22 protein-coding genes and 1 riboswitch are annotated in these 23576 nt (G+C 68.6%); of the genes, 9 read left to right on the forward strand and 13 right to left on the reverse strand.

The window, feature by feature from the left end; all coding sequences use genetic code 11:
- Positions 1-7: 7 nt before the first annotated feature.
- The 3 genes from OG609_RS13365 to OG609_RS13375 all read right to left on the reverse strand — a co-directional run bounded on the left by OG609_RS13365 (position 8) and on the right by OG609_RS13375 (position 3292).
- A complete protein-coding gene (locus OG609_RS13365; RefSeq protein WP_327273009.1) occupies positions 8-865 on the reverse strand; it encodes a carbohydrate ABC transporter permease in 858 nt (285 codons plus the stop codon).
- Positions 862-1857 carry a carbohydrate ABC transporter permease gene (locus tag OG609_RS13370; protein ID WP_327273010.1) on the reverse strand — a complete coding sequence of 332 codons (996 nt, stop codon included), beginning with the start codon at positions 1855-1857 and terminating at the stop codon, positions 862-864. The genes OG609_RS13365 and OG609_RS13370 overlap by 4 nt, the downstream gene beginning before the upstream one ends.
- A gap of 133 nt (positions 1858-1990) precedes the next feature.
- The gene (locus tag OG609_RS13375) at positions 1991-3292 is read right to left on the reverse strand and encodes a sugar ABC transporter substrate-binding protein (RefSeq protein ID WP_327273011.1); all 1302 of its coding nucleotides are present in this window, start codon (positions 3290-3292) and stop codon (positions 1991-1993) included.
- 279 nt (positions 3293-3571) lie between these two features.
- Between OG609_RS13375 and OG609_RS13380 the strand changes: the two genes are divergently transcribed.
- The 5 genes from OG609_RS13380 (at position 3572) to OG609_RS13400 (ending at position 10637) form a co-directional block, all read left to right on the forward strand.
- Positions 3572-4336, forward strand: a complete 765-nt coding sequence (locus tag OG609_RS13380; protein ID WP_327278037.1) for a GntR family transcriptional regulator — start codon at positions 3572-3574, stop codon at positions 4334-4336.
- 566 nt (positions 4337-4902) lie between these two features.
- Entirely contained in the window at positions 4903-5157 is a 255-nt protein-coding gene (locus tag OG609_RS13385) for a DUF3311 domain-containing protein (protein WP_327273012.1), read from the forward strand.
- Positions 5154-6791 carry a monocarboxylate uptake permease MctP gene (gene mctP, locus OG609_RS13390; RefSeq protein ID WP_327273013.1) on the forward strand — a complete coding sequence of 546 codons (1638 nt, stop codon included), beginning with the start codon at positions 5154-5156 and terminating at the stop codon, positions 6789-6791. Before OG609_RS13385 ends, mctP begins: the two co-directional genes overlap by 4 nt.
- Before the next feature lie 154 nt (positions 6792-6945).
- Positions 6946-7073: riboswitch (cobalamin riboswitch) on the forward strand.
- Between the two features lie 139 nt (positions 7074-7212).
- A complete protein-coding gene (locus tag OG609_RS13395) occupies positions 7213-9624 on the forward strand; it encodes a ribonucleoside-diphosphate reductase subunit alpha (RefSeq protein ID WP_327273014.1) in 2412 nt (803 codons plus the stop codon).
- A complete protein-coding gene (locus OG609_RS13400; RefSeq protein ID WP_327273015.1) occupies positions 9624-10637 on the forward strand; it encodes a ribonucleotide-diphosphate reductase subunit beta in 1014 nt (337 codons plus the stop codon). The genes OG609_RS13395 and OG609_RS13400 overlap by 1 nt, the downstream gene beginning before the upstream one ends.
- Here OG609_RS13400 and OG609_RS13405 read toward each other — a convergent pair.
- On the reverse strand, positions 10634-10846 hold the full coding sequence (locus tag OG609_RS13405; RefSeq protein ID WP_327273016.1) for a hypothetical protein: 213 nt from the start codon (positions 10844-10846) through the stop codon (positions 10634-10636). The two genes, OG609_RS13400 and OG609_RS13405, sit on opposite strands and share 4 nt — an antisense overlap.
- An 81-nt stretch (positions 10847-10927) precedes the next feature.
- Between OG609_RS13405 and OG609_RS13410 the strand changes: the two genes are divergently transcribed.
- Complete coding sequence (locus tag OG609_RS13410) at positions 10928-11902, forward strand: GlxA family transcriptional regulator (RefSeq protein WP_327273017.1); 975 nt, start codon at positions 10928-10930, stop codon at positions 11900-11902.
- Between the two features lie 11 nt (positions 11903-11913).
- On the opposite strand, the gene OG609_RS13415 is transcribed toward OG609_RS13410, so the two are convergent.
- The 9 genes from OG609_RS13415 to OG609_RS13455 all read right to left on the reverse strand — a co-directional run bounded on the left by OG609_RS13415 (position 11914) and on the right by OG609_RS13455 (position 20340).
- Positions 11914-12651 carry a D-Ala-D-Ala carboxypeptidase family metallohydrolase gene (locus tag OG609_RS13415; RefSeq protein ID WP_327273018.1) on the reverse strand — a complete coding sequence of 246 codons (738 nt, stop codon included), beginning with the start codon at positions 12649-12651 and terminating at the stop codon, positions 11914-11916.
- A 168-nt stretch (positions 12652-12819) separates the two neighbouring features.
- Positions 12820-13458, reverse strand: coding sequence for a peptide deformylase (def, locus tag OG609_RS13420; RefSeq protein ID WP_114246551.1), 639 nt, complete (start codon positions 13456-13458; stop codon positions 12820-12822).
- A gap of 105 nt (positions 13459-13563) precedes the next feature.
- On the reverse strand, positions 13564-14556 hold the full coding sequence (locus OG609_RS13425; RefSeq protein ID WP_327273019.1) for a tetratricopeptide repeat protein: 993 nt from the start codon (positions 14554-14556) through the stop codon (positions 13564-13566).
- 91 nt (positions 14557-14647) lie between these two features.
- Positions 14648-15940 (reverse strand): HD-GYP domain-containing protein, encoded by a 1293-nt coding sequence (locus tag OG609_RS13430; protein ID WP_327273020.1) that lies wholly within the window; start codon positions 15938-15940, stop codon positions 14648-14650.
- Entirely contained in the window at positions 15937-17385 is a 1449-nt protein-coding gene (locus tag OG609_RS13435) for an HD-GYP domain-containing protein (protein ID WP_327273021.1), read from the reverse strand. Before OG609_RS13435 ends, OG609_RS13430 begins: the two co-directional genes overlap by 4 nt.
- Positions 17386-17540: 155 nt before the next feature.
- Positions 17541-17861, reverse strand: a complete 321-nt coding sequence (gene rsrA / locus OG609_RS13440) for a mycothiol system anti-sigma-R factor (RefSeq protein ID WP_114246548.1) — start codon at positions 17859-17861, stop codon at positions 17541-17543.
- A complete protein-coding gene (locus tag OG609_RS13445) occupies positions 17858-18514 on the reverse strand; it encodes a sigma-70 family RNA polymerase sigma factor (protein ID WP_189273941.1) in 657 nt (218 codons plus the stop codon). The genes rsrA and OG609_RS13445 overlap by 4 nt, the downstream gene beginning before the upstream one ends.
- A gap of 321 nt (positions 18515-18835) precedes the next feature.
- The gene (locus OG609_RS13450) at positions 18836-19495 is read right to left on the reverse strand and encodes an alpha/beta hydrolase family protein (RefSeq protein ID WP_385651041.1); all 660 of its coding nucleotides are present in this window, start codon (positions 19493-19495) and stop codon (positions 18836-18838) included.
- Positions 19496-19524: 29 nt separating this feature from the next.
- Entirely contained in the window at positions 19525-20340 is an 816-nt protein-coding gene (locus tag OG609_RS13455) for an SOS response-associated peptidase (RefSeq protein WP_327273023.1), read from the reverse strand.
- Positions 20341-20405: 65 nt separating this feature from the next.
- On the opposite strand from OG609_RS13455, the gene OG609_RS13460 reads away from it, so the two are divergent.
- The 3 genes from OG609_RS13460 to rsgA all read left to right on the forward strand — a co-directional run bounded on the left by OG609_RS13460 (position 20406) and on the right by rsgA (position 23559).
- Positions 20406-21119: a M50 family metallopeptidase gene (locus OG609_RS13460; RefSeq protein WP_327273024.1), complete on the forward strand. Its 714-nt coding sequence runs from the start codon at positions 20406-20408 to the stop codon at positions 21117-21119.
- A gap of 103 nt (positions 21120-21222) precedes the next feature.
- On the forward strand, positions 21223-22539 hold the full coding sequence (gene aroA, locus OG609_RS13465) for a 3-phosphoshikimate 1-carboxyvinyltransferase (RefSeq protein ID WP_327273025.1): 1317 nt from the start codon (positions 21223-21225) through the stop codon (positions 22537-22539).
- Positions 22540-22542: 3 nt separating this feature from the next.
- Positions 22543-23559: a ribosome small subunit-dependent GTPase A gene (rsgA, locus tag OG609_RS13470; RefSeq protein ID WP_327273026.1), complete on the forward strand. Its 1017-nt coding sequence runs from the start codon at positions 22543-22545 to the stop codon at positions 23557-23559.
- Positions 23560-23576: the final 17 nt, after the last annotated feature.

Genomic DNA, 23576 nt, shown 5'->3' on the forward strand with positions numbered 1-23576 from the left:
AGCGGTGTTATCCCTTCACGGCGCCGGAGGTGAGGCCGGTCGCCATGTACTTCTGGACCAGCAGGAAGAAGGCCACGACCGGAATGGCGATCAGCGTCGAAGCCGCCATCAGCGCGCCGTAGTCGATGCCTCGCGAGGTGGTGAAGTTCATCAGCCACACGTTGAGCGTGTATTTGTCGTTGTCCTGCAGCACGACGTAGGCGAGCAGGTATTCGTTCCAGGCCGTGATCAGCGAGAAGATGGACGCAGCGGCAAGGCCGGGGGCCAGCAGGGGGAAGGTGACGCGCCAGAACGCTCCCATCCGGCTGCAGCCGTCGACCATGGCCGACTCTTCGAGTTCCTGCGGAATGTTGATCACGAAGCCGCGGATCATCCACGTCGCGAACGGCAGGGTGGAGACGAGGTAGATGACGATGACGCCCCAGTACTCGTTGAGCCCACCGAGGTCGTTGAGCTGGATGTAGATGGGGATCAGCATGGCCGTCGGGGGCAGCAGCTGGACGACGAGCAGCACGATCATGAAGAACTTGCGCCCGCGGAACCGGAAGCGGCCGATGGCGAAGGCCGCGATCGTGGCCAGCAGCATGCCGCCGAGGACGGCGACGCCGCACACGATGAGGCTGGATTCGATGGCCGTGCCGAAGTTCGGCTGCTTGATGGCCCGGGAGAAGTTGTCGAAGGTGATCGACGTCGGCCAGAGCGTCTGGTCGTAGCTGCGGATCTCGGCGTTGGGCCGCAGGGAGCTGACGACCAGCCAGTAGACCGGGAACGCCATCAGCACGAAGGCGACGAGGCCCGCGATGTTGTAGCCGATGCGGTGCTTCTTGCGGTCCGGGCGGAGGACCTGGGGGGTGGAGGTACTCACTCGACCTCTCCGATCTTGAGCAGCTGGCGCAGGTAGTACACGGCGACGCCGGAGAGCAGCAGGACCGTGATGAGTGAGATGGCGGCGCCCTGGCTGAACGAGTTGGACTCGAATGCCTTCTCGAACGAGTAGATGCCGAGGACGGAGTACTCGGGTTCCGGCTTGTTGCCGCGCATCAGGAAGATCTGGCCGAAGACGTTGAAGTCCCAGAGCACGGACAGGGTGGCGACCATCTGGAAGACCGGCTTGATGACGGGCCAGGTGACGAAGCGGAAGACGCCGAAGGTGCCGGCTCCGTCGAGTGAGGCGGCTTCTTCGAGCTCTTTGGGGACCTGGGTCAGCGCGGCGTACAGGGTCACGGAGACGAAGGGAACAGCGCCCCAGACCACTACCGCACCGATGATGACGAAGCCCTGCTTCGGGTCCAGGAACCAGTTGTGTCCCTGTACGTCGATCCCGAAGTATTTGGTCAGCACCATGTTCAGGACGCCGTAGTCGGAGTCCGCGAACCACCGGAAGATGGAGGTGGCCACGAGGAGCGGCATGGACCAGGCGGCGACCAGCGCGGCGGTCAGCAGGAGCCGTACCCACGTGGACATCCGCTGCATGAGCATGGAGAGGCCCAGGCCGACGGCCATGGTCGCAACGACGCAGACGACCATGAAGACGATGGTCCGCAGGACGACGTTCCAGAACTCGCCGTCTCCGAGGATGTTGGTGAACTGGTCGAAGCCCACCCACGGAGCGGCATCTCCCGACCACAGCTCACGGCGGCCCACGTCCTGGAAGGACATGATGACCGTCTTGATGAAGGGCCAGACGAACACGGCGGCAATCGCGATGAACGCCGGGGCTATCAGGAGGTACGGCAGCAGAGCGCCGGCCTTCCGCCGTGGACGGTTCACGTTCTTCGCAGACTGAGGTTGCGTCCCCTCAGGGGCCCGCGGGACGGACACCGGCGGGTCGGCTGCTTTCATATCGGCGGCACTCACTGTGCTGGCCTTCCGTTCGGACCTGGTACCGGAGGACGGGGATGGCAGCTCCTTTCGGACCGCCACCCCCGCAGATGATCATTTGAGTCGATGGTTCATAAACTCACCGGCTCGGATTCCGTGAGCCGGAGGCTCAGGACTCCTTGTTGATCATCGAGTCGATCTCCGCGTCGGCCGCCTTGGTGGCGTCCGCGACCGACTTGCCCTTGATGATGTCGAGCAGCATGATCTCGAGCGTTTCCTTCTTCTCGATCGCCGTCCAGCCCGGGGCGATCGGCGTGAACCATGCGTCCGGCACGGCGTTGGCGATGGCCGCGGTCTCCGGCTTGGCCTTCAGCGGCTCAAGCTGCTTGGTGTTGTTCGGAAGGATGTTCTTGGAAGCGAGCACTTCTTCGGACTTCTCGCTGGTGAACATCGAGATCCACTCCTCGCCGAGATCCTGGATCTTGGACTTGGAGATGGTGGCCAGGTCGGAGCCGCCGATGAAGGACGGGAGGGCCTTGCCGTTCGGGCCGGGCATACCCGCCGTGGCGATCTTGCCTTCCAGCTTCGGGTTGCCGTTCGCCTTGGAGTCGATGACGCTGCCGGCTTCCCAGCCGTTGCCGTAGAGAAGCGCGGTCTTCTCGTTGGCCATGACGTTGGCGTGGTCCGCCTCGTCCTTGGTCTTGTCTCCGTGGTTGTACTTCTTGACCAGCTCGACGAAGTCCGTGATGCCCTTCTGGGCCTCGGGGGTGGAGAGGGTGGACTTCCACTCCTTCTTGCCCTCGTCGTACTTGGCTATCTGGCCGCCCTCGGCTGCGACGTAGGACATCGCGGCGTACCAGTACCGACCCGGCAGGTACAGCGGCGAGAACGCCTTGTCCTTGCCGTACTTCGTGCCGATCTTGTCGAGCGCGGCGGTCAGCTCGTCCTGCGTGGCGGGGAGGGTGTCCTTGCCGGTGCCGGCCTTGAACATGTCCTTGTTGTAGATCGCTACGCGGGCGCCCGCGTAGTAGGGCACGCAGTACTGCTTGCCCTCGAAGGCACAAGTGTCCTTCAGGCCCTTGATCCAGGTGTCCGAGTTCTCGTACTTCTTCGGATCGATCTCGCCGAGAGCCCCGTTGAGGATGTACGTCATGGTCTCGGTGTTACCGAGCTCGACGACGTCCGGGAACTTGTCACCGGCCAGAGCGGCGTCGAGCTTCTTGGCCTTGTCCGCCCACGTCTGGTACTGGACATTGACCTTGACGTTGGGGTACTTCGCCTTGAACTGGCTGTTGACATCCTTGACCAGTTCGGGCCAGGTGCTCTGCGCGTCCGACATCAACCAGACGGTGAGCGTCTCCTTACGGTCCTTCGGATCCTTGGACGAAGTCTTGTCGTCGTTCGAACCACACGCTGCGATCGAAACCAACATGCCCGCGACGCCGATCGCCGCGATGAGCTTGCGCTTCACGCCACCCTCCTCAGGGATGCTGCAACCCCTCCCCACCGCGAAGACCGTCGACGAGTACTGCTGGGGCTGGGACCTGGTCTTTAATGGTTTAGACCAGTACCGGGAGCTTGGCCTAGACCTTTTGGGGTGTCAAGGGTGTATAAGAAGTGCACTCGCGTCCGTTATAGGACCGACACCTGAGGGAGGGCGACGAGCCGTGACCGGACCGTGCCACCATGTGAGCCGCGACAGACGGAGGAGCCGGTGACGGCAGCAACGCAGCAGTCGGGAAGGCGGGCCATGGGTGCCGACGGGGGCAGTACGGAGAACGAGACGGGCGCGACCACGCGGACGGCGCGCGTCCCGAAGTACTACCGGCTGAAGCGACATCTCCTGGAGATGACGGACACCATGCCGCCGGGCACTCCCGTGCCCCCGGAGCGGACCCTGGCCGCCGAGTTCGACACCTCGCGCACGACCGTGCGCCAGGCGCTCCAGGAGCTGGTCGTCGAGGGCCGGTTGGAGCGTATCCAGGGCAAGGGCACCTTTGTCGCCAAGCCGAAGGTCTCACAGGCCCTGCAACTCACTTCCTACACCGAGGACATGCGCGCCCAGGGCCTGGAACCGACATCCCAGTTGCTGGACATCGGCTACGTCACGGCCGATGACACGCTCGCCGGTCTGCTCGACATCACCACCGGCGGCCGAGTGCTGCGGATCGAGCGGCTGCGGCTCGCCAGCGGGGAGCCGATGGCGATCGAGACCACCCACCTTTCGGCCAAACGCTTTCCCGCGCTGCGCCGTTCACTGGTGAAGTACACCTCTCTCTACACGGCACTGGCGGAGGTGTACGACGTACGGCTGGCCGAGGCCGAGGAGACCATCGAGACCTCGCTCGCCACCCCACGCGAAGCCGGACTGCTCGGTACGGACGTGGGCCTGCCGATGCTGATGCTGTCCCGGCACTCGCTCGACGGGCGGGGCGAGCCGGTGGAATGGGTGCGCTCGGTGTACCGCGGCGACCGGTACAAGTTCGTGGCGCGACTCAAGCGACCCACGGACTAGACATATTGATCACGCAAGGGCCCCGCTCCGCGGACCTCGGTCTGCGGAGCAGGGGCCGGTCGGTGCCTCGCACCCACCCTCAGGCGCAGCAGTACGCCGTGGTGTCCACGTAGGCCTGACGGTCAGAAACAATCTTGCAGACCTTGTACTGGCCGTACTGGAGACCGTTGGCAGCAATGAACTCCTTCCGCAGGAACTGCTGCCACCGGACCCCCGCAGAGCCGTGTTGTAGCAGGAGTACGCACGGCCCTCCCCCGCAAGGCTGGTCGGTGCGGCCAGGGCCGGCGAGGACATCGCAAACGCCGGCGCCGCACCCACGACGATCACCCCGGAAGCCTCTTTTCGCGAGCGAAGCGACCCGCGCCACATCATCGTTCGGGGTTCGCACGCTTGCTCGGCAGAATCTGCCCGCCGGGGTGAACCAAGATGGGCCCGCCCCCGTGATACTTACCGATGGATCACCGTTGCCGGACCGCAATGCGGACAGGGGGTGACGGTGACCGGAAGCCTCCCCTAGATTTCCTGCGCATTGCACCAGGTGATCAGCGAGGGGACGGAGTCGCCGCATGTCAGCAGGCCCAGAAGGAAAACCACCGACCGTCACACCGGTACGGGTGGTCATCGCCCTCTGTCTCATCGCGCCGTTCGTGGCGATGCTCTGGGTGAGTTCGTACGCGAAGGTGGACCCCACCTTCATCGGCATTCCGTTCTTCTACTGGTACCAGATGCTCTGGGTGCTGATCTCCACCGCGCTCACGATGATCGCGTACAAGCTGTGGCAGCGTGACCAGCGCGCCCGCAGGGGGGGTGCGTCGGCATGAAGGACGGCGTGAACGGCGTCGCGCTCGGCGTCTTCATCTTCTTTTTCCTGGCGGTCACGGTCATGGGCTTCCTGGCCGCGCGCTGGCGGAAGGCCGAGAACGACGCCAGCCTCGACGAATGGGGCCTGGGCGGACGTTCGTTCGGCACCTGGGTCACCTGGTTCCTGCTCGGCGGCGACCTGTACACCGCGTACACCTTCGTCGCCGTACCCGCGGCGATCTACGCGGCGGGCGCGGCCGGTTTCTTCGCCGTGCCGTACACGATCCTCGTGTACCCGCTGATCTTCACCTTCCTGCCGCGGCTGTGGTCGGTCTCGCACAAGCACGGGTACGTGACCACCTCGGACTTCGTCCGCGGGCGCTTCGGCTCGAAGGGGCTCTCGCTGGCGGTCGCCGTCACGGGCATCCTCGCCACGATGCCGTACATCGCGCTCCAACTCGTCGGCATCCAGGCGGTGCTGGACGTGATGGGCGTGGGCGGCGGAGAGAACACCCACTGGTTCGTCAAGGACCTGCCGCTGCTGATCGCGTTCGCGGTGCTCGCCGCGTACACCTACTCGTCCGGTCTGCGGGCACCGGCGCTGATCGCGTTCGTCAAGGACGGACTGATCTACCTGGTCATCGTGGTGGCGATCATCTACATCCCGATCAAGCTCGGCGGCTTCGACGACATCTTCGCCAAGGCGGGCGATGCGTTCTCCCAGACCAACCCGGCAACCGGCAAGCCGCGCGGCGCGCTCGCGCCGGGCGAAGCCGGCCAATGGGGTTACGCCACACTGGCGTTGGGCTCGGCGCTGGCGCTGTTCATGTATCCGCACTCGATCACGGCGACGCTCTCCAGCCGCAGCCGCAATGTGATCCGGCGCAACACCACGATCCTGCCGCTGTACTCGCTGATGCTGGGCCTGCTGGCGCTGCTCGGCTTCATGGCGATCGCCGCCGGGATCAAGGTCGACAACGGCCAGTTGGCCATCCCGCAGCTGTTCGAGAACATGTTCCCGGACTGGTTCGCGGGCGTCGCGTTCGCCGCCATCGGCATCGGCGCGCTGGTGCCCGCCGCGATCATGTCGATCGCCGCGGCGAACCTCTTCACCCGCAACATCTACAAGGACTTCCTGAAGCCGGACGCGACCCCGGAGCAGGAGACCAAGGTCTCCAAGCTGGTGTCGCTGCTGGTGAAGGTCGGCGCGCTCGCCTTCGTCCTCACCATGGACAAGACGGTCGCGATCAACTTCCAGCTGCTCGGCGGGATCTGGATCCTCCAGACGATGCCGGCCCTGGTCGGCGGCCTGTTCACCCGCTGGTTCCACCGCTGGGCACTGCTCGCGGGCTGGGCGGTCGGCATGGTGTACGGGACGGTGGCCGCGTACGGGGTCGCGAGCCCGACCCAGGCTCACTTCGGCGGGTCGTCCAAGGAGATCCCGGGCATCGGCGAGATCGGCTACATCGGCTTGACCGCGTTCGTGCTGAACGTGGTGGTGACGGTGGTGCTCACCTTCGTCCTGAACGCCGTGAAGGCACCCGCCGGGATCGACGAGACCTCCCCGGCCGACTACACGGCCGACGCGGGCGACAAGGGCGTCCAGGTGGAGCTCCCGCCGGCCACGGCAGGGGCGCCGGGCGGCGGCCACTGACGGCCGCTCCCACGGCCGTACGACGGCCCGTCGAGGCCCCTCCAGCAGGGCGCGGCGGGCCGTCCGTGCGCTCAGCGGCGGCCCTGCGCGCCTCCCGAATTCTGTTGCGCGACACAACATGTGGGGGCTGTCTCATCGGACGGCCCCCACATGTATGCTCGTGCTCGCTGTCGCCGCAGGGAAATCCGGTGCGAATCCGGAACTGTCCCGCAACGGTGTATTCGGTGCGCTTTTGCGCACCCTCAAGTAAGTCCGAGGACCTGCCGACAGCGCATCCGGCTCGACCGAACCGGATGCCAGACGTCCGGGCCTCGCGGATGGGCCGGTGGACGCCGTAATGAGTGCTGCCCCGACGCGGGCCCGCCTCTGCCCGGCTGCCCCGCTCCCCGCCGGCCCCGAGCCGAGCGAGGGAGAGCACCACGTGACCATCGCGCCAGCCGATCCGGCTTCAGTCGCTGTGTCCGAAGCGGCCGAGTCCGAGGGAACCGCACACGACGGACCGGGGACCGCACTGCTGCGTACCCTGACCGACCTCACCGTCGATCTGCCCGACACCGACCCCGGTCGCGTCGCCGCCGCCGCGCTGCGCGGCCGTAGCGCCCGGTCGGACGAGGCGGAGTTGCGTTCGCTGGCAACGGAGGCCGCCGCGGGGCTGATCTCCGAGGACCCCGCCTACTCCCGGCTCGCGGCCAGGCTACTGACCCGCACCGTCGCGGACGAGGCGGCGGGCCAGGGCGCGGTCTCCTTCTCCGCCTCGGTCGCCGTCGGGCACCGCGAGGGCCTGATCGCGGACCGTACCGCCGAGTTCGTCGCGCTGCACGCGGCCGCACTCGACGCGCTGGTGGAGCGTTCGCTGGCCGACGGCGCCGACGACCGCTTCGGCTACTTCGGGCTGCGGACCCTGCACAGCCGCTATCTGCTGCGTCACCCGCACACCCGCCAGGTCATCGAGACGCCGCAGCACTTCATGCTGCGCGTCGCGGCCGGGCTCGCCGAGGACGACTCGAAGCGCGCCCTGGACGAAGTCGCGGCACTGTACGGGCTGATGAGCCGGCTCGACTACCTGCCGTCCTCGCCGACCCTGTTCAACTCCGGCACCCGCCATCCGCAGATGTCCTCCTGCTATCTGCTGGACTCCCCGCTCGACGAGCTCGACTCGATCTACGACCGCTACCACCAGGTGGCGCGGCTCTCCAAGCACGCGGGCGGAATCGGCCTCTCGTACTCCCGCATCCGCGCCCGCGGTTCACTGATCCGCGGCACCAACGGGCACTCCAACGGCATCGTGCCGTTTCTGAAGACGCTCGACGCCTCCGTCGCCGCGGTCAACCAGGGTGGCCGCCGCAAGGGCGCCGCCGCCGTCTACCTGGAGACCTGGCACGCGGACATCGAGGAGTTCCTTGAGCTGCGCGACAACACGGGTGAGGACCAGCGGCGTACGCACAACCTCAACCTGGCGCACTGGATCCCGGACGAGTTCATGCGCCGGGTCGACGCGGACGGCGACTGGTCGCTGTTCTCGCCCGCCGATGTGCCCGAGCTGGTCGACCTGTGGGGCGACGAGTTCGACGCCGCGTACCGGGCAGCCGAGGCCAAGGGGCTGGCCCGCAAGTCGATGCCGGCCCGTGAGCTGTACGGCCGGATGATGCGTACTCTCGCGCAGACCGGCCAGGGCTGGATGACGTTCAAGGACGCCTCCAACCGGACCGCGAACCAGACCGCCGAGCCGGGCCGCGTCGTCCACTCGTCGAATCTGTGCACCGAGATCCTCGAAGTCACCGATGACGGCGAGACGGCCGTCTGCAACCTGGGTTCGGTCAACCTCGGTGCGTTCGTCGCCGACGGTGGCATCGACTGGGAGCGGCTGGACGCGACCGTCCGCACCGCCGTGACCTTCCTCGACCGGGTCGTCGACATCAACTTCTACCCGACCGAGCAGGCCGGCCGGTCCAATGCGAAGTGGCGCCCCGTCGGCCTGGGTGCGATGGGTCTGCAGGACGTCTTCTTCCAGCTGCGGCTGCCGTTCGACTCCCCCGAGGCCCGCGCGCTCTCCACGAAGATCTCCGAGCGGATCATGCTCGCGGCGTACGAGGCGTCCTGCGAGCTCGCCGAGCGCTCCGGCCCGCTGCCCGCGTGGTCCGAGACGCGTGCCGCGCGCGGTGTGCTGCACCCCGACCACTACGACACCGAGCTGAACTGGCCGGAGCGCTGGGACGCGCTGCGCGCCCGGGTCGCGAAGACCGGGATGCGCAACTCGCTGCTGCTCGCCATCGCGCCGACGGCGACGATCGCCTCGATCGCAGGTGTGTATGAGTGCATCGAGCCGCAGGTCTCCAACCTCTTCAAGCGCGAGACGCTCAGCGGTGAGTTCCTCCAGGTCAACGCATATCTGGTGGATGAACTGAAGCAGCTCGGCGTGTGGGATGCGCGGACCCGTGAGGCACTGCGCGAGGCGAGCGGCTCCGTGCAGGGCTTCGCCTGGATCCCGGAGGATGTGCGGGCGCTGTACCGCACGGCGTGGGAGATCCCGCAGCGCGGTCTGATCGACATGGCAGCGGCCCGTACGCCGTTCCTCGACCAGAGCCAGTCGCTGAACCTGTTCATGGAGACGCCGACGATCGGCAAGCTCTCCTCGATGTACGCGTACGCCTGGAAGCAGGGGCTGAAGACGACGTACTACCTGCGCTCGCGCCCGGCGACCCGGATCGCCCGTGCGGCCTCCGGCCAGGCCTCGGCCGCCGCCCCCATTCCCGTACAGCAGACCTCTGCTCCCGACGCGGACGCGATCGCCTGCTCCCTCGAAAACCCCGAGTCCTGCGAGGCGTGCCAGTAATGAGCTCCACCGACAAGAATCTGCTCGACCCCGGCTTCGAACTGACGCTGCGGCCCATGCGCTACCCGGACTTCTACGAGCGCTACCGCGACGCGATCAAGAACACCTGGACGGTGGAGGAGGTCGACCTCCACTCCGACGTCGCCGACCTCGCCAAGCTCTCCCCCGGCGAGCAGCACATGATCGGCCGGCTCGTCGCGTTCTTCGCGACGGGCGACTCGATCGTCTCCAACAACCTCGTGCTGACGCTGTACAAGCACATCAACTCCCCCGAGGCGCGGCTGTATCTGTCGCGGCAGCTCTTCGAGGAGGCCGTGCACGTCCAGTTCTATCTGACGCTGCTCGACACCTATCTGCCCGACCCGGACGACCGTGCGGCGGCTTTCGACGCAGTCGAGGAGATTCCGTCGATCCGTGAGAAGGCGCAGTTCTGCTTCAAGTGGATGGATTCGGTCGAGAAGATCGAGCGTCTTGAGACGAAGGCCGACCGGCGTCGCTTCCTGCTGAACCTGATCTGCTTCGCGGCGTGCATCGAGGGGCTGTTCTTCTACGGCGCGTTCGCGTACGTCTACTGGTTCCGCTCGCGGGGTCTGCTGCACGGGCTCGCCACGGGCACCAACTGGGTGTTCCGTGACGAGACGATGCACATGAACTTCGCGTTCGAGGTCGTGGACACCGTTCGCAAGGAGGAGCCGGACCTCTTCGACGACGAGCTCCAGCAGCAGGTCACCGACATGCTGAAGGAGGCTGTCGACGCGGAGCTGCAGTTCGGCCGGGACCTGTGCGGCGACGGGCTGCCGGGCATGAACACCGAGTCCATGCGCCAGTACCTGGAGTGCGTGGCCGACCAGCGGCTCACCCGGCTGGGCTTCCCGGCGGTCTACGGCTCCGAGAACCCGTTCTCGTTCATGGAGCTGCAGGGCGTGCAGGAGCTGACGAACTTCTTCGAGCGTCGGCCGTCCGCCTACCAGGTGGCGGTGGAGGGCTCGGTCGCCTTCGACGACGACTTCTAGATCCTGGCCCAGCTTCTGAGGCAGGGGCGCCGCGCAGCCGTCACCGGCTGCGCGGCGTCCGCCGTTTCCGGGGGCGCCTCCCTCCGCGCCCGTTCCGCTTCCCGCAACTGGCGGTCTATGCGGCGCTCCCGGGCGAGCCCGGCGAGGGTGGTCAGCAGGACGAGAGCGATAAGTGCTGTTATGCCCAGGACGTTCAGGAATGCGTTCATGGCTCTACTCTCGTCCGCGCGGACGGATTCCGGCAGTGGCAGGACTGTCATAGACCATCGAATTACTGCCACACTGGCTTCATGCTGAACAATGTCGCCGCCCTGCTGCTCGACGAGGTCCACCCCTTCGAGCTCGGCGTGCTGTGCGAGGTCTTCGGCCTCGACCGCAGCGACGAGGGCCTGCCGGTCCACGATTTCGCCGTGGTCTCCGCCGAGGGCCCGGTGCTGCAGACCCATGCCGGGTTCACCATCAGTACGCCGTACGGCCTCGACCGTCTGGACGAGGCCGACCTCATCGCCGTGCCGGCCGGAAGCCACTTCATCGAGCGGGACTACGCCGAAGAGATCCTCGACGCCCTGCGCCGGGCGGTCGACCGGGGCGCACGCGTGCTGAGCGTCTGCTCCGGCGCGTATGTGCTCGGCGCGGCCGGACTGCTGGACGGGCGCCGCTGCACCACCCACTGGCGCCACGCCTCGGAGCTCGCCCGCCGCTTCCCGCGGGCCGTCGTCGAACCCGATGTGCTGTACGTGGACGAGGGCCCGGTCATCACATCGGCGGGCACGGCGGCCGGGATCGACGCCTGCCTGCATCTGGTCCGGCAGGCGTACGGCCCCGATGTCGCCAACGCGATCGCCCGCCGCATGGTGGTACCGCCGCACCGGGACGGCGGGCAGGCGCAGTACATCAAGCGGCCGCTGCCCCGCACCCGGTGCGACACGGTCGGCGAGACGCTGGTCTGGATGGAGCGCCACCTCGATCAGGAGATGACCGTCGAACAGCTCGCCGTACAGGCGCACATGTCGCCACGCACCTTCGCCCGTCGCTTCCAGCAGGAGACGGGCACCACTCCGTACCGCTGGCTGCTCCGCCAGCGGGTGCTGCTGGCACAGCATCTACTGGAGACATCCGATGAAACGGTGGACACGATCGCCGGTCGCACCGGCTTCGGAACTGCCGCCGCGCTGCGCCATCAGTTCGTACGATCGTTGGGCACCACGCCGAACGCGTACCGTCGCACCTTCCGCGGTCCGGGCACCATGACCGAAGTGGCCTGATCCGCGCGAGGTCAGATGCCGCAGTTCGGCGCCGACCAGAAGTGGCTGGGGCCCTGGTTGACGTGGACGTGGTCGCCGTGGTCCGGGTAGCCCGGGCCGAGGATCCCGTTGAAGCCGTGGTTGCGGGCCTCCTTTGCGAGGGTGCACAGCGTGTGCGGTCCGGCGCCGAGATCGGCCGCATCCCCGTACAGATGACGGCTGTTGGACGCGCCGCCGACCGCACTGTTGCAGGAGGTGGAGCGGAAGCCGCTGGTGATCCGGATCGACTGGTCACCGAGCGCGTGCCGCAGCGCTTCCAGCTTCCACATGGTGCTCAGGGCATTGGCCTTCGCCGTGCCCGCCGCGACGGCACCACCCGCCCAGGTCGTATTGCACTGGTTGTGCTCGGCGTACGTGAAGTGGATCGGGGTGCAGTCGTTGTCCTGGAGCTCATAGATCTTGGCCTGGGTGGCCGCGCCCGCGATGCCGTCGGCGGCGAGGCCGTAGGCGGCCTGGAAGCGCTTGACGGCGGCGGTGGTGGCCGGTCCGTAGGAGCCGTCGACGGCGAGCACGGAGTTGTAGCCGGGGTAGCCGGCCACCCGTATCTGGAGCTGGACGACGTCATTGCCGGTGGCGCCGGGGGACAGTGTGCGGGTCCAGGTGTAGCAGCCGTCGGCCTGTGCGGTGCCGGCGGTCACCACGGCCCCGCCCAAGGCGAAAGCCATGGTCATGACAAGACCCAGTAGGAGTCGTGCGGTACGTCTGAGCATGGGGGCTCCCTACCACGACGGAGATGTGGTGAGAGAGCTTGTCGGACGAGTCGACGCGCGTCAACTACGCATGGAAGAGAGACAGTTGACGATCCGCCGTGGGGCGGAGGCAGCGGGCCCGGCCGCCCTCGCAAGGGAGACCGGGCCCGACCGGTGACAACCGGGTGCTCAGTCGTTCGGCACGGTCTCGTAGCGCGGTGTGTTCTCCGCCATCTGTCGCAGCGCGTCCTTGCGGTCCCGCTTCGAGAGCCGGTCGATGTACAGGTATCCGTACAGGTGGTCCGTCTCGTGCTGGAGGCAGCGGGCGAAGTAGCCGTTGCCGCGGATCTTGACCGGGTTGCCCTTGGCGTCCTGCCCGCGGACCACCGCGTAGTCCGGGCGGGCCAGCGAGGCGTACGCCGTCGGGACGGAGAGGCAGCCCTCGTTGGAGTCGTCCAGGACCCGGTCCTCGGGCGCCAGCTCCTCCAGCACCGGGTTGCAGACGGCGCCCACGTGCCGCACACCGTCGTCGTCCGGGCAGTCGTAGACGAAGACCTTCAGGTCGACGCCGATCTGGTTGGCGGCAAGGCCCACGCCCTCCGCCGTCCGCTGGCTCGCGAACATGTCGTCGATCAGCCGGCCCAGCTCGTCGTCGAACTCGGTGACGTCCTTGCACTCCTTGTGCAGCACCGGGTTGCCCACGACCGTGATCGGACGGGAGGTGCCGCGCTCACGATGTGCCGCCTCGCGCGCCTCACAGTCCTCGGTGTCCACGACGAAACCTTCGTCGTCGACGCTGATCTGCTCGTCCGTCTCCTGCTGCGCCATGTCCGCCGTACGCCTTCCTCAAAACCTGAAACCCGGACGTCCGATGGACCGGGTCCCGGGCACCCGAGCACCGCGATCGGTGCCCGTACAGCCTACGGGCACCGATCAGCAGACTTCTTCGAGATCCCGCCACTCACGGCTGTCCGGGCTGTCCGCCACCCAGCCGTCCAGCAGTCCGCGCACCAGCCCGGCCGGTGCCGCTATCCCGCACTCGCGCTCGGGCACCCACAGCTCACCGGCGGTGCGGTGCCCCAGCGGGCCCGGATGCCCCGGCTCGCTGTGGTCGTGCGGGTCCAGGTGCTCGCCGTCGCCCTCGTCGCTCTCCATCCGGCTCTCCGAGCAGGCCCGGCAGAGCAGCCGCACGGAGGACGACCAGTCCTCGGCGGCGAACCCGGCGTCGGACGCCAGCTGTTCCAGGGCGTCCCGGTCCGCCTCGGTGGCCGCTTCGAGCAGCACGACCCAGGTGGGTACGGGGGACGGCGCCCACAGCTCGATCTCGTCGAAGACCGGGTACGAGGGGCCGGCCGCGGTGACCCGCTCTCCGTGCGGCACGCCGTCGTGCAGGACGACCTCGCCCCAGCGTCGGCCGGACGACGGCAGCGGGATGGAGAGCACTTCCATCCGGGCCGGATCGAGCCTGCGGCCCCAGACGACCTCGGCCTCGCCCTCCGGCGACAGCCGTACCGCCGCGCTGCCCAGCTCCATGCCGACCGGCTCGCTGTTGGCCGCCGAGGTGTACTGGCCCGCGCCCGGCACCTTGAGGCCGTACGCCTGCCAGGCCCGGCGCGCCAGCGGCCAGTCCTGCAGTGCGGTGGCGGCGATCCCGACGTTCCACCAGTCGGGAGCACCGGATTCCTTGTCGAGCAGCGCGACGGCCCTCAGGCCGGCGGCTCTCGCCTGTTCCCAGTCATGCCGGAATTTGTGCAGCAGCGCCAGATTGAACCACGACTCGGAGAGCCAGGGTTCCAGGTCCGCCGCACGTGTCAGCAGCGCCCCCGCGTCCTCGTACCGGCCGTCGCCGATCAGCGTGAACGCGCGGTCCGTGGCCTGCCGCCAAGAGGCGGAGGGCCGATGCCGTACCTTCCCGAAGATCCTCACGATTCCCGCCTGTCCCGACTGGACACCCTCGTTTTCCGCTCTTCTTCGCATCCAACCATGCCGGGCCGGACGCCCGCTCATTACCCATGGGTTACCCAGGCAGGACGGGGGTCAGACCGCCCCTGGCCAGGACCCTGGCCAGGGATTCCACGACCTCGGGCTGATAGTCGCGACCGGTACCGAGCCTGAGTTGTTCCAGCGCACCCAGCGGCCCGATGAGACTTTCCCCGGAGAGGTCGTCGTATGCGTTCACGGCCCTGACGATCCTGGCGGACAACGGCTGCTCGCGAAAGGGGTCGGCCTGCCGTTCCACCACGACGGCAACCTCGGTGTCCACCCCGGTCTGCCGGACGACGGCCCCTCCGAGCAGCGCGATGCGTCGTTGCTCGGCGGCGGGCAGGGTGGCCGTCGCCCCGTCCGGGACCGGGTCGACGAGGGAGAGCTGGCCGATGTCGTGCATCAGGGCCGCGTACTCCAGCACGGTCAGCTCGCTCCCGGAGAGCCCCAGCTCACGTCCGACGGCCGTGCAGAGCACCGCGACCCTGCGGGCATGCCCGTGCGGGGTGTATCCGGCGATCTCGGTGGACCGGGCGAGCGAGGTGATCATCTGCCGGTAGGTGGTGCGCACGGCGACGAACCGTCGGAACGAGACCTGGGTCAGCAGCAGCGGTACGCACAGGACGGGCAGCGCCCACAGCCCGGCGACGGCGACCCCGAGGGCCATCACGACCCCGGTCGCGCAGACCGCCGACCCGATGCCGATCAGGGCGCGCAGCTCGTCGCGGAGCAGCGGCCCGTACGGCAGGGGGGTACCTCCCATGCTTTTGAAGCCATGGGGGACGGTGTGCGAGCGCAGCAGCAGGGCGGCGAGCACGGCATCGCACAGGGCGGTCAGAACGAGGAGCAGGAGCATGAAGAGCACGTAGTACGGGCCTTCGCCGAACCAGTCCGCGGTGCGGCCGGAGTTGTACAGCGGCTGGAAGCACACGGCGGCGAAGGCGACGGTCAGGATGCGGCGGGCCACCCGGTCGGGCGCGGGTCCGCTGCCGCGTGCCACATGGGGCACACAGGCGACGAGCTGTGCCGCGACGAGTACGGCTACCACCTGGAGGAGGCCGTGGGTGGTGGGTGCGCCGCCGCTGCGGCCGAGGAGGGCGTACGCGAGTGCGCCGGCGGCTCCGAGCGGCGCGGGCTCGCGCTCGCCGGGCAGCGCGCCCCAGCGGGCCAGTTCACCGACGGTGATGAGCACCCCGAAGGCGAGGGCGTGTCCGGGTTCGTGGACACCGTCCCAGAGGGTGTGGCCCAGCCCGGCGACGGCGAGCATCGCAGCTGCGCCGCGGACGGCGAGGACGACGGGGGGCAACTGCGACCCGACCCGGGTCATCGGCGACGGTCCGCGGACGGCTGCAGACCGGGGGTGCCGGGGCCGTCCGGCGGTTGAGGACGAACCAGCCCCCGGACGGCTTCGGCACCCCCGCCCGCCGCCCCCTCCCTCCGCGGCCGCCAGAACGCCTCGTCCGCCGTCACCACCACTGTCGCCGCCGACCACCCGTGCCGGTCCACCGCCCGCACCAACGCCCGCACCATCTGCGGATCGAACTGCGTACCCGCACACCGCTTCAGCTCTTCCAGCGCCGCGGGCACCGGCCTCCCCCGCCGGTACGACCGGGTCGACGTCATCGCGTCGAAGGCGTCCGCCACCGCGACGACCCGTGCGAACTCGGGGATCTCCCGCCCGCTGAGCCCGTACGGGTAGCCGCTGCCGTCGAGCCGTTCGTGGTGGTGCAGGATCGCGGCCCGCGCCTCGCCGAGGAAGCCGATGCCGCGGACGATCTCGTGCCCGTACTCCGGATGCAGTTCGATGACCCGCCGCTCCTGAGGGGTGAGCGGTCCGTCCTTGCGGAGCACCCGGGTGGGGACGCCGAGTTTGCCCACGTCGTGCAGGATGCCGGCGAACCGGAGGAGCTCCAGCCGGCCCTGGTCCATGCCCAGTTCGCGGGCGATGAGGACGGAGGCCTGCCCGACCCGTTCGCTGTGACCGCGGGTGTACGTGTCCTTGATGTCGACTGCCTGTACCAGTGCCCTGATGGTGGCGCGGTGGGCGGCGTGCTCGCGGTGGTACTGGGCGAAGACCCAGCAGGAGATGTACATCGGCAGCAGGACGATGAGCGCGGACAGCGGCCCGTACGGCCCGCGCCACAGGACGGCCATCATCAGCCCTGCGAGGCCGTGCACCAGATGCGGTCCCAGCGAGCGGGACAGCAGTCCGCTCCAGGCACGCCGGACGGGCAGCCGTTCGGCCGCGACCAGGATGGAACCGTCCAGAGCGGTCAGGACGAGGCTGAAGGCCAGGGCGGCGGCGCAGGCGGGCAGCAGGGCGTACGGGAGGTCGGGGAGCCGGTCGGGGCCGGTGCCGGTGCCGGTGCCGCCGAGCGTGGCGGTGCCGCCGAGCAGACCGTGTACGGACGAGGCCGCCCAGACGGTGACGGCGAGCTGCGCGGTCCGCCAGACACGCCGTGCGGTCGCGGGCGGGGCCTCCACCCGGCCGACGAGTGATCCGGGGATCGCGACCAGGGCGGCCGCGGCCGGCGGCAGCAGAAAGGCGGCGGCGAGCAGCAGCGGAAAGAACGATCCGGCGCCGATCGGCACGGAGCTGCCGAAGAAGGGGCAGCGCCCGGGGAGTTCACAGACCAGATAGAGCCCGGTGAGCAGTCCGACAGTGGCCCACGGGGTCCCGGCGCCCGTTCCCAGCGCGGGGAGCACACATAACAGGGCGCCGACCGCGGCCGTCGGAATGTACGCGCGCGCCGCCCCGCGTGTGGCTCCCACCCGCCCCGCCCGCCCCCCAACATGGTCAATGAAGGCGCCAGGCTAGCGAGTTGTGTGTGCCGTCGAGCGTCGATGAGCCCGATTAGCACATTCGGGTGATGTGCGCGGGACGCGGGCGTTACGGGGGCGCGGCTACGAGCGACGGCCGCCGGTCGTCACTCCTTGGCGACGGTCGGCTGACCGGTCTCCGACGCCGTCACGTCCTGCTCGGGCACCGCCTGCCCCGAGCGGATCAGGTCGATCCGGCCCATCACCTTGGAACGCAGATCGGTCGGCACGTCGTCCTGGCCGCAGCAGCGCTTCACCAGCTTCTTCACGGCCTGTTCCAGGCCGTACTTCTCCAGGCACGGGGAGCACTCCTCGAAGTGCACCTCGAACTTGGAGCAGTCGCTGTCGGGCATCTCGTGGTCGAGAAACTCGTAGAGATGATCGAGGACCTCTGAGCAGTCCGTCTCGTGCGGCTCTCCGCAGCTCATGAGCCCGAGCCTTTCCGATCGTCCGACTCTCCGGCACCGGCCGGGACGAGCCCGCGCTCACGGGCGTAGTCCTCCAGCATGCCGCGCAGTTGGCGGCGGCCCCGGTGCAGTCGGGACATCACCGTACCGATGGGAGTCCCCATGATGTCCGCGATCTCCTTGTAGGCAAAGCCCTCTACATCTGCGAGATACACGGCGATGCGGAACTCTTCGGGGATCGCCTGCAGAGCGGACTTCACATCCGAGTCGGGCAGGTGGTCGAGGGCCTGCGACTCCGCGGAGCGCAGACCGGTCGACATGTGCGACTCGGCGCGCGCCAGCTGCCAGTCCTCGATCTCCTCGGCGGCGCTGCGCTGAGGTTCGCGCTGCTTCTTGCGGTACGAGTTGATGAACGTATTGGTGAGGATGCGGTACATCCACGCCTTGAGGTTGGTGCCCTCACGGAACTGGTGGAAGGATCCGTACGCCTTGGCATACGTCTCCTGGACCAGGTCCTCGGCGTCTGCGGGGTTGCGCGTCATGCGCAGCGCGGCCGAGTACATCTGGTCGAGGAAACCGAGAGCGTCCCGCTCGAAGCGCGCGTTGCGCTCGGCAGTCGTCTCCTGTGCGCGGCCGTCGTCGGTCCCTGTGTCGGTCCCAGTGACCGGACCCACCTCCTCCAACGCTGTGGCGGAGCCGAAACCGGACCCGCTCGAATCGGAGAATAGTCGACCTTCCTTCGAGACGGGCTGTCGATCCGATCCGCTCAGTGCCCGCTCGGGAGTGGTCTTGGTCGCATGCAGGACCGTCCACTCCAGGTCAGCGGCGTTCGAGCGGCGTGGGCAGATGGTCGAACCCATGCGACGGACTCCCTCTCCACATACGACGTTGATGTACCGATGTCACCCACAACAGTGGCCCCTCGCTCAACATTCCCGGGGTGTGTCCGGGCTGCCGCCGTGGGTGTGACCGGCTCCACCCGCAGGGGGCGTACGTCAGACGAGGGTGGACAGCCACGCGGTCACGGCGGCGGTGAGGACCTCCATCGCCTGATCCTCGGTCAGGCCGGACTTCTTCGGTACGGCGAACCCGTGGTCGCCGTACGGCACCTCGGTGATCTCGTACTCCCCCGGAGGGAATTCGGCGGGCCGCCCGAACGGGTCATGGCCGCCCTGCACGACGAGCGTGGGTACTCCGCATCCGAGGAGCTCGTCCTTGCGGGACTTCTCCGGCTTCCCCGGCGGATGCAGCGGAAAGCTGAGCGCGAGGACGGCGTGGGCACCGAGCTCCGCCGCCGTACGGCAGGCCACCCGCGCCCCGGCGCTGCGCCCTCCCGCGACGACGGGCAGTCCCGCGGCGGTGAGCGCGGGCCACAGGCCCCGCCATCCGGTGTCCAGGGTCTTCGGCGCGGGCGCGAGTTTCTTACCGGCGACCCGCCACGGCTGCTCCACCAGGGCGACGGTCACCCCGTGGGCGGGCAGCACGGCGGCCAGGGCGCGCAGGTCGCGGGTCTCGATGCCGCCACCCGCACCATGGCCGACCGCGAGCACCAGGCGGGCGTTCTTCGCGTTCTCGGCGGGCAGCCAGGTGATCCTGGCCGGCCCGGCTTCCGTGTCGACCGTCTCGGCCCTGCGGCCTGTCTCTGCAGTACTCACGCACCCCATCCTGCCCGGTCGGAAGAGGCTCAGAAGAGCGTGCTCGCTTCCGGCGCGGTCAGCTCCTCCAACAGCTCGGGACCGTTGTTGCGGACGTTGCTGACGGCTGTGGCCACCGGATAGGCCCGCATCAGCCCGCCCGGTGGCGGTGTGAGCAGCCCCTTCAGCTCCTCGATGTCGGTGCGCGACGGGTCGAGCCAGGCGTCCCACCGGTCCGGGGTCAGCATCAGCGGCATCCGGGGGTGGATGTCGGCGAGTGCGGCCGGGCCCTTTGCGGGGGCGACGGCGAGCGGGGTGGTCTCCGCCTCGGTCGTGATCACCGAGCAGGTCACCCACCAGGCCATCGGATGATCGTCCGGCAGTGTCCGGTCGCGCCAGAACTCGTACAGTCCGGCCATCGCGAAGACCGATCCGTCGGCGGGTGTCACGAAGTAGGGCTGCTTGCGCGGCCGCTTCTTCTTCCCCTTCTCCTCCAGCTGCCGCTCATCCGTACCGGTGACCCACTCGTAGTAGCCGTCGGCGGGCAGGATGCAGCGCCGGGAGACGAAGGGGCGGCGGAAGGACGGCTTCTCGTGGACGGTCTCCGCACGGGCGTTGATCATGCGTGCTGCGCCCTCGGGGGACTTCGCCCACGACGGTACGAGCCCCCATTTCAGAGCGCGCAGCTGGCGAACCGGACGCTGATCATCTGCGTCTTTCACAGGACGTTCCAGTACGGCGTAGACCTCCTTGGTCGGCGCCACGTTCCAATCGGGCGCCAAGGTCTCCGCCGGTTCCCACTTCTCGACCTGGAAGAGTCCGGTCAGATCCTCGGGCCGCCGACTCGCTGCATACCGTCCGCACATAAGTGCCAGACTGCCACGACCGTCACGACGACAAGACGCCGATACCGCAAGGAGCCGCCCACGCCATGGACAGCACCGATCTGGGCAATCTGTGGGACCGCGTCTTCGGCACCCAGCCCGCGCCCGAGCAGTGGCTGGTGGTAGTGACCGGAACGCTCGCACTGATAGCCGTCGTACCGAACCTGATATGGCGGCTGAGCCGCAACGCGATCACCATCGCGCACGAGGGCGGGCACGGGCTGATCGCACTGCTCACCGGACGACAGCTGTCCGGCATCCGGCTGCACTCGGACACCAGCGGGCTGACGGTCAGCCGCGGCAAGCCGACCGGCATCGGGATGATCCTGACCGCGGCTGCGGGCTACACCGCCCCGCCGCTGCTGGGCCTGGGCGGGGCGTGGCTGCTGGTCGACGGCAGGATCACGCTGTTGCTGTGGGTGGCCACCGCACTGCTCGCCGTGATGCTGGTGATGATCCGCAATGTGTACGGGGCACTGACGGTGATCTTCACCGGATCGGCCTTCCTGCTGGTGTCCTGGCTCGCCTCGCCCGCCGTGCAGTCGCTGTTCGCATACACCGTGGTCTGGTTCCTGCTGCTCGGCGGCGTACGCCCGGCCTTCGAGCTCCAGTCGAAGCGCCGGCACGGCGGTGCGCCGGACTCGGACGCGGACCAGCTGTCGCGGCTGACGGACGTGCCGGCCGCGCTCTGGCTGTTCCTCTTCCACGCGGTGTCGCTCTGCTCACTGATCGGTGGCGGGCGCTGGCTGCTCGGCATGTGAGGGCCGGTGGCACCCGGCGACACTTACCATGCTTGCGTTACGTACCGGTTTCGTCTTATTTGATCGAGATTCGGGTTCGCGGTGAGCCACTAAAGTGAGGTCCATGACCGAAAGTGCCGTGCACCCCGCCCTCTGGCCCGCCCCCCGAGCGAGCGGCGCCGTCGACGCGACCGTCACCGTGCCCGGATCGAAGTCGGTCACCAATCGCGCCCTCGTCCTCTCCGCTCTCGCCGCCGAGCCCGGCTGGCTGCGCCGCCCGCTGCGCTCCCGCGACACCCTGCTGATGGCCGAGGCGCTGCGCGCGATGGGCGTCGGCATCGAGGAAGGCGTCGGCCCGGACGGCTCCGGCGAGGCCTGGCGGGTCATCCCGGCCGGGCTGCACGGACCCACCACGATCGATGTCGGCAATGCCGGGACGGTCATGCGCTTCCTGCCGCCGGTCGCGGCCCTCGCCGACGGCCCGATCCGCTTCGACGGCGACCCCCGTTCGTACGAACGCCCGCTCAACGGCGTGATCGACGCGCTGCGGGTACTGGGCGCCCGGATCGACGACGACGGGCGCGGCTCGCTGCCGCTGACCGTGCACGGCGGCGGTGCGCTGGATGGCGGACCGGTGTCGATCGACGCCTCCTCGTCCTCCCAGTTCGTCTCGGCGCTGCTGCTGTCGGCGCCGCGCTACAACCAAGGGGTGGAGGTGCGCCACACCGGCGCGAGACTCCCCTCCATGCCGCACATCCGGATGACCGTCGACATGCTGCGGGCCGTCGGCGCCCAGGTCGACGAGCCGGAGACGGGCGGCGAGCCGAACGTCTGGCGGGTCTCGCCCTCCGCCCTGCTCGGCCGCGATCTGACCGTCGAACCCGACCTCTCCAACGCCCAGCCGTTCCTCGCCGCCGCACTGGTCACCGGCGGCCGGGTCACCATCCCCGACTGGCCCGAGCGCACCACCCAGCCCGGTGACGCCCTGCGGGAGATCTTCACCGCGATGGGCGGCAGCTGCGAGCTGACCGAGCGCGGCCTCACCTTCACCGGTTCGGGCCGTATCCACGGCATCGACGTCGACCTCGGCGAGGTCGGCGAGCTGACCCCGGGCATCGCGGCGGTCGCGGCCCTCGCCGACGGCCCGTCCACCCTGAGCGGTGTCGCTCATCTGCGGCTGCACGAGACGGACCGGCTGGCCGCGCTCACCAAGGAGATCAACGAGCTCGGCGGCGACGTCACCGAGACCGCCGACGGGCTCCACATCCGGCCCCGGCCGCTGCACGGCGGTACCTTCCATACGTACGACGACCACCGGATGGCAACCGCGGGGTCGATCATCGGCCTTGCCGTCCCCGGAGTGGAGATCGAGAACGTGGCGACAACCGCCAAGACCCTGCCGGACTTCCCGCAGATGTGGACCGGAATGCTCGGGGCCTGAGACATGCGCCGCTACGGCAAGAACCCCGACGAGGACGACATCCGGTTCCGCCCCAACCCGAAGGGCAACCGGCCTCGCACTCATACCCGTCCGAAGCACGAGGACGCCGAGGAGGGCATGGTCCTCACCGTCGACCGCGGCCGCCTCACCTGTCTCGTCGACGGCCGTACGGTCATGGCGATGAAGGCCCGTGAGCTGGGACGGAAGGCCGCTGTGGTGGGTGACACCGTCTCCATCGTCGGCGATCTGTCCGGCGACAAGGACACCCTCGCCCGCATCGTCCGCATCGGTGAGCGCCGCTCGGTGCTGCGCCGGACCGCGGACGACGACGATCCGTACGAGCGGGTGGTCGTCGCCAACGCCGACCAGCTGGCGATCGTCACCGCACTGGCCGATCCGGAACCGCGCCCGCGGATGATCGACCGCTGTCTGGTCGCCGCGTACGACGGCGGGCTCTCCCCGCTCCTGGTGCTGACCAAGTCCGATCTGGCCTCCCCGGACAAGCTGCTGGAGGCGTACACCCCGCTGGGCGTCCCGTTCATCGTCACCAGCCGCGAGGAACTGGAGAACGGCGACGCGGCGGAGCGGGTCCGCGAGCAGCTGCACGACCGGGTCACCGCGTTCGTCGGGCACTCCGGTGTCGGGAAGACGACGCTGGTCAACGCACTCGTACCGAAGGACCGGCGGCGTACCACCGGGGTCGTCAACGCGGTCACCGGCCGCGGCCGGCACACCACCACATCGGCGCTGGCGCTCCCCCTGCCCGACTACCGCGGCTGGGTGATCGACACCCCGGGTGTGCGCTCCTTCGGGCTCAACCACATCGACCCGTCCCGGGTGATCCACGCGTTCCCCGACCTGGAGCCCGGCACCGAGGACTGCCCGCGCGGCTGCACCCACGACAGCGATCAACCGGAATGCGCGCTGGATGCCTGGGTGGCGGACGGCCACGCAGATCCGGCGCGGCTGGAATCGCTGCGGCGGCTGATGTCCACCCGGGAGCGACGCGAAGGCGACTGACCCCGGCACGTTTGCGA

The sequence above is a fragment of the Streptomyces sp. NBC_01224 genome, assembly GCF_036002945.1.
In the GTDB taxonomy this organism is placed as follows: domain Bacteria; phylum Actinomycetota; class Actinomycetes; order Streptomycetales; family Streptomycetaceae; genus Streptomyces.

Excerpts from the sequence above, each read along its gene's own strand:
- OG609_RS13380 (WP_327278037.1), top strand. The coding sequence starts at position 3,572 with ATGGGTGCCGACGGGGGCAGTACGGAGAACGAGACGGGCGCGACCACG.
- OG609_RS13385 (WP_327273012.1), top strand. The coding sequence starts at position 4,903 with ATGTCAGCAGGCCCAGAAGGAAAACCACCGACCGTCACACCGGTACGG.
- mctP (WP_327273013.1), top strand. The coding sequence starts at position 5,154 with ATGAAGGACGGCGTGAACGGCGTCGCGCTCGGCGTCTTCATCTTCTTT.
- OG609_RS13400 (WP_327273015.1), top strand. The coding sequence starts at position 9,624 with ATGAGCTCCACCGACAAGAATCTGCTCGACCCCGGCTTCGAACTGACG.
- OG609_RS13405 (WP_327273016.1), bottom strand. The coding sequence starts at position 10,846 with ATGAACGCATTCCTGAACGTCCTGGGCATAACAGCACTTATCGCTCTC.
- OG609_RS13410 (WP_327273017.1), top strand. The coding sequence starts at position 10,928 with ATGCTGAACAATGTCGCCGCCCTGCTGCTCGACGAGGTCCACCCCTTC.
- OG609_RS13415 (WP_327273018.1), bottom strand. The coding sequence starts at position 12,651 with ATGCTCAGACGTACCGCACGACTCCTACTGGGTCTTGTCATGACCATG.
- def (WP_114246551.1), bottom strand. The coding sequence starts at position 13,458 with ATGGCGCAGCAGGAGACGGACGAGCAGATCAGCGTCGACGACGAAGGT.
- OG609_RS13430 (WP_327273020.1), bottom strand. The coding sequence starts at position 15,940 with ATGACCCGGGTCGGGTCGCAGTTGCCCCCCGTCGTCCTCGCCGTCCGC.
- rsrA (WP_114246548.1), bottom strand. The coding sequence starts at position 17,861 with ATGAGCTGCGGAGAGCCGCACGAGACGGACTGCTCAGAGGTCCTCGAT.
- OG609_RS13455 (WP_327273023.1), bottom strand. The coding sequence starts at position 20,340 with ATGTGCGGACGGTATGCAGCGAGTCGGCGGCCCGAGGATCTGACCGGA.
- OG609_RS13460 (WP_327273024.1), top strand. The coding sequence starts at position 20,406 with ATGGACAGCACCGATCTGGGCAATCTGTGGGACCGCGTCTTCGGCACC.
- aroA (WP_327273025.1), top strand. The coding sequence starts at position 21,223 with ATGACCGAAAGTGCCGTGCACCCCGCCCTCTGGCCCGCCCCCCGAGCG.
- rsgA (WP_327273026.1), top strand. The coding sequence starts at position 22,543 with ATGCGCCGCTACGGCAAGAACCCCGACGAGGACGACATCCGGTTCCGC.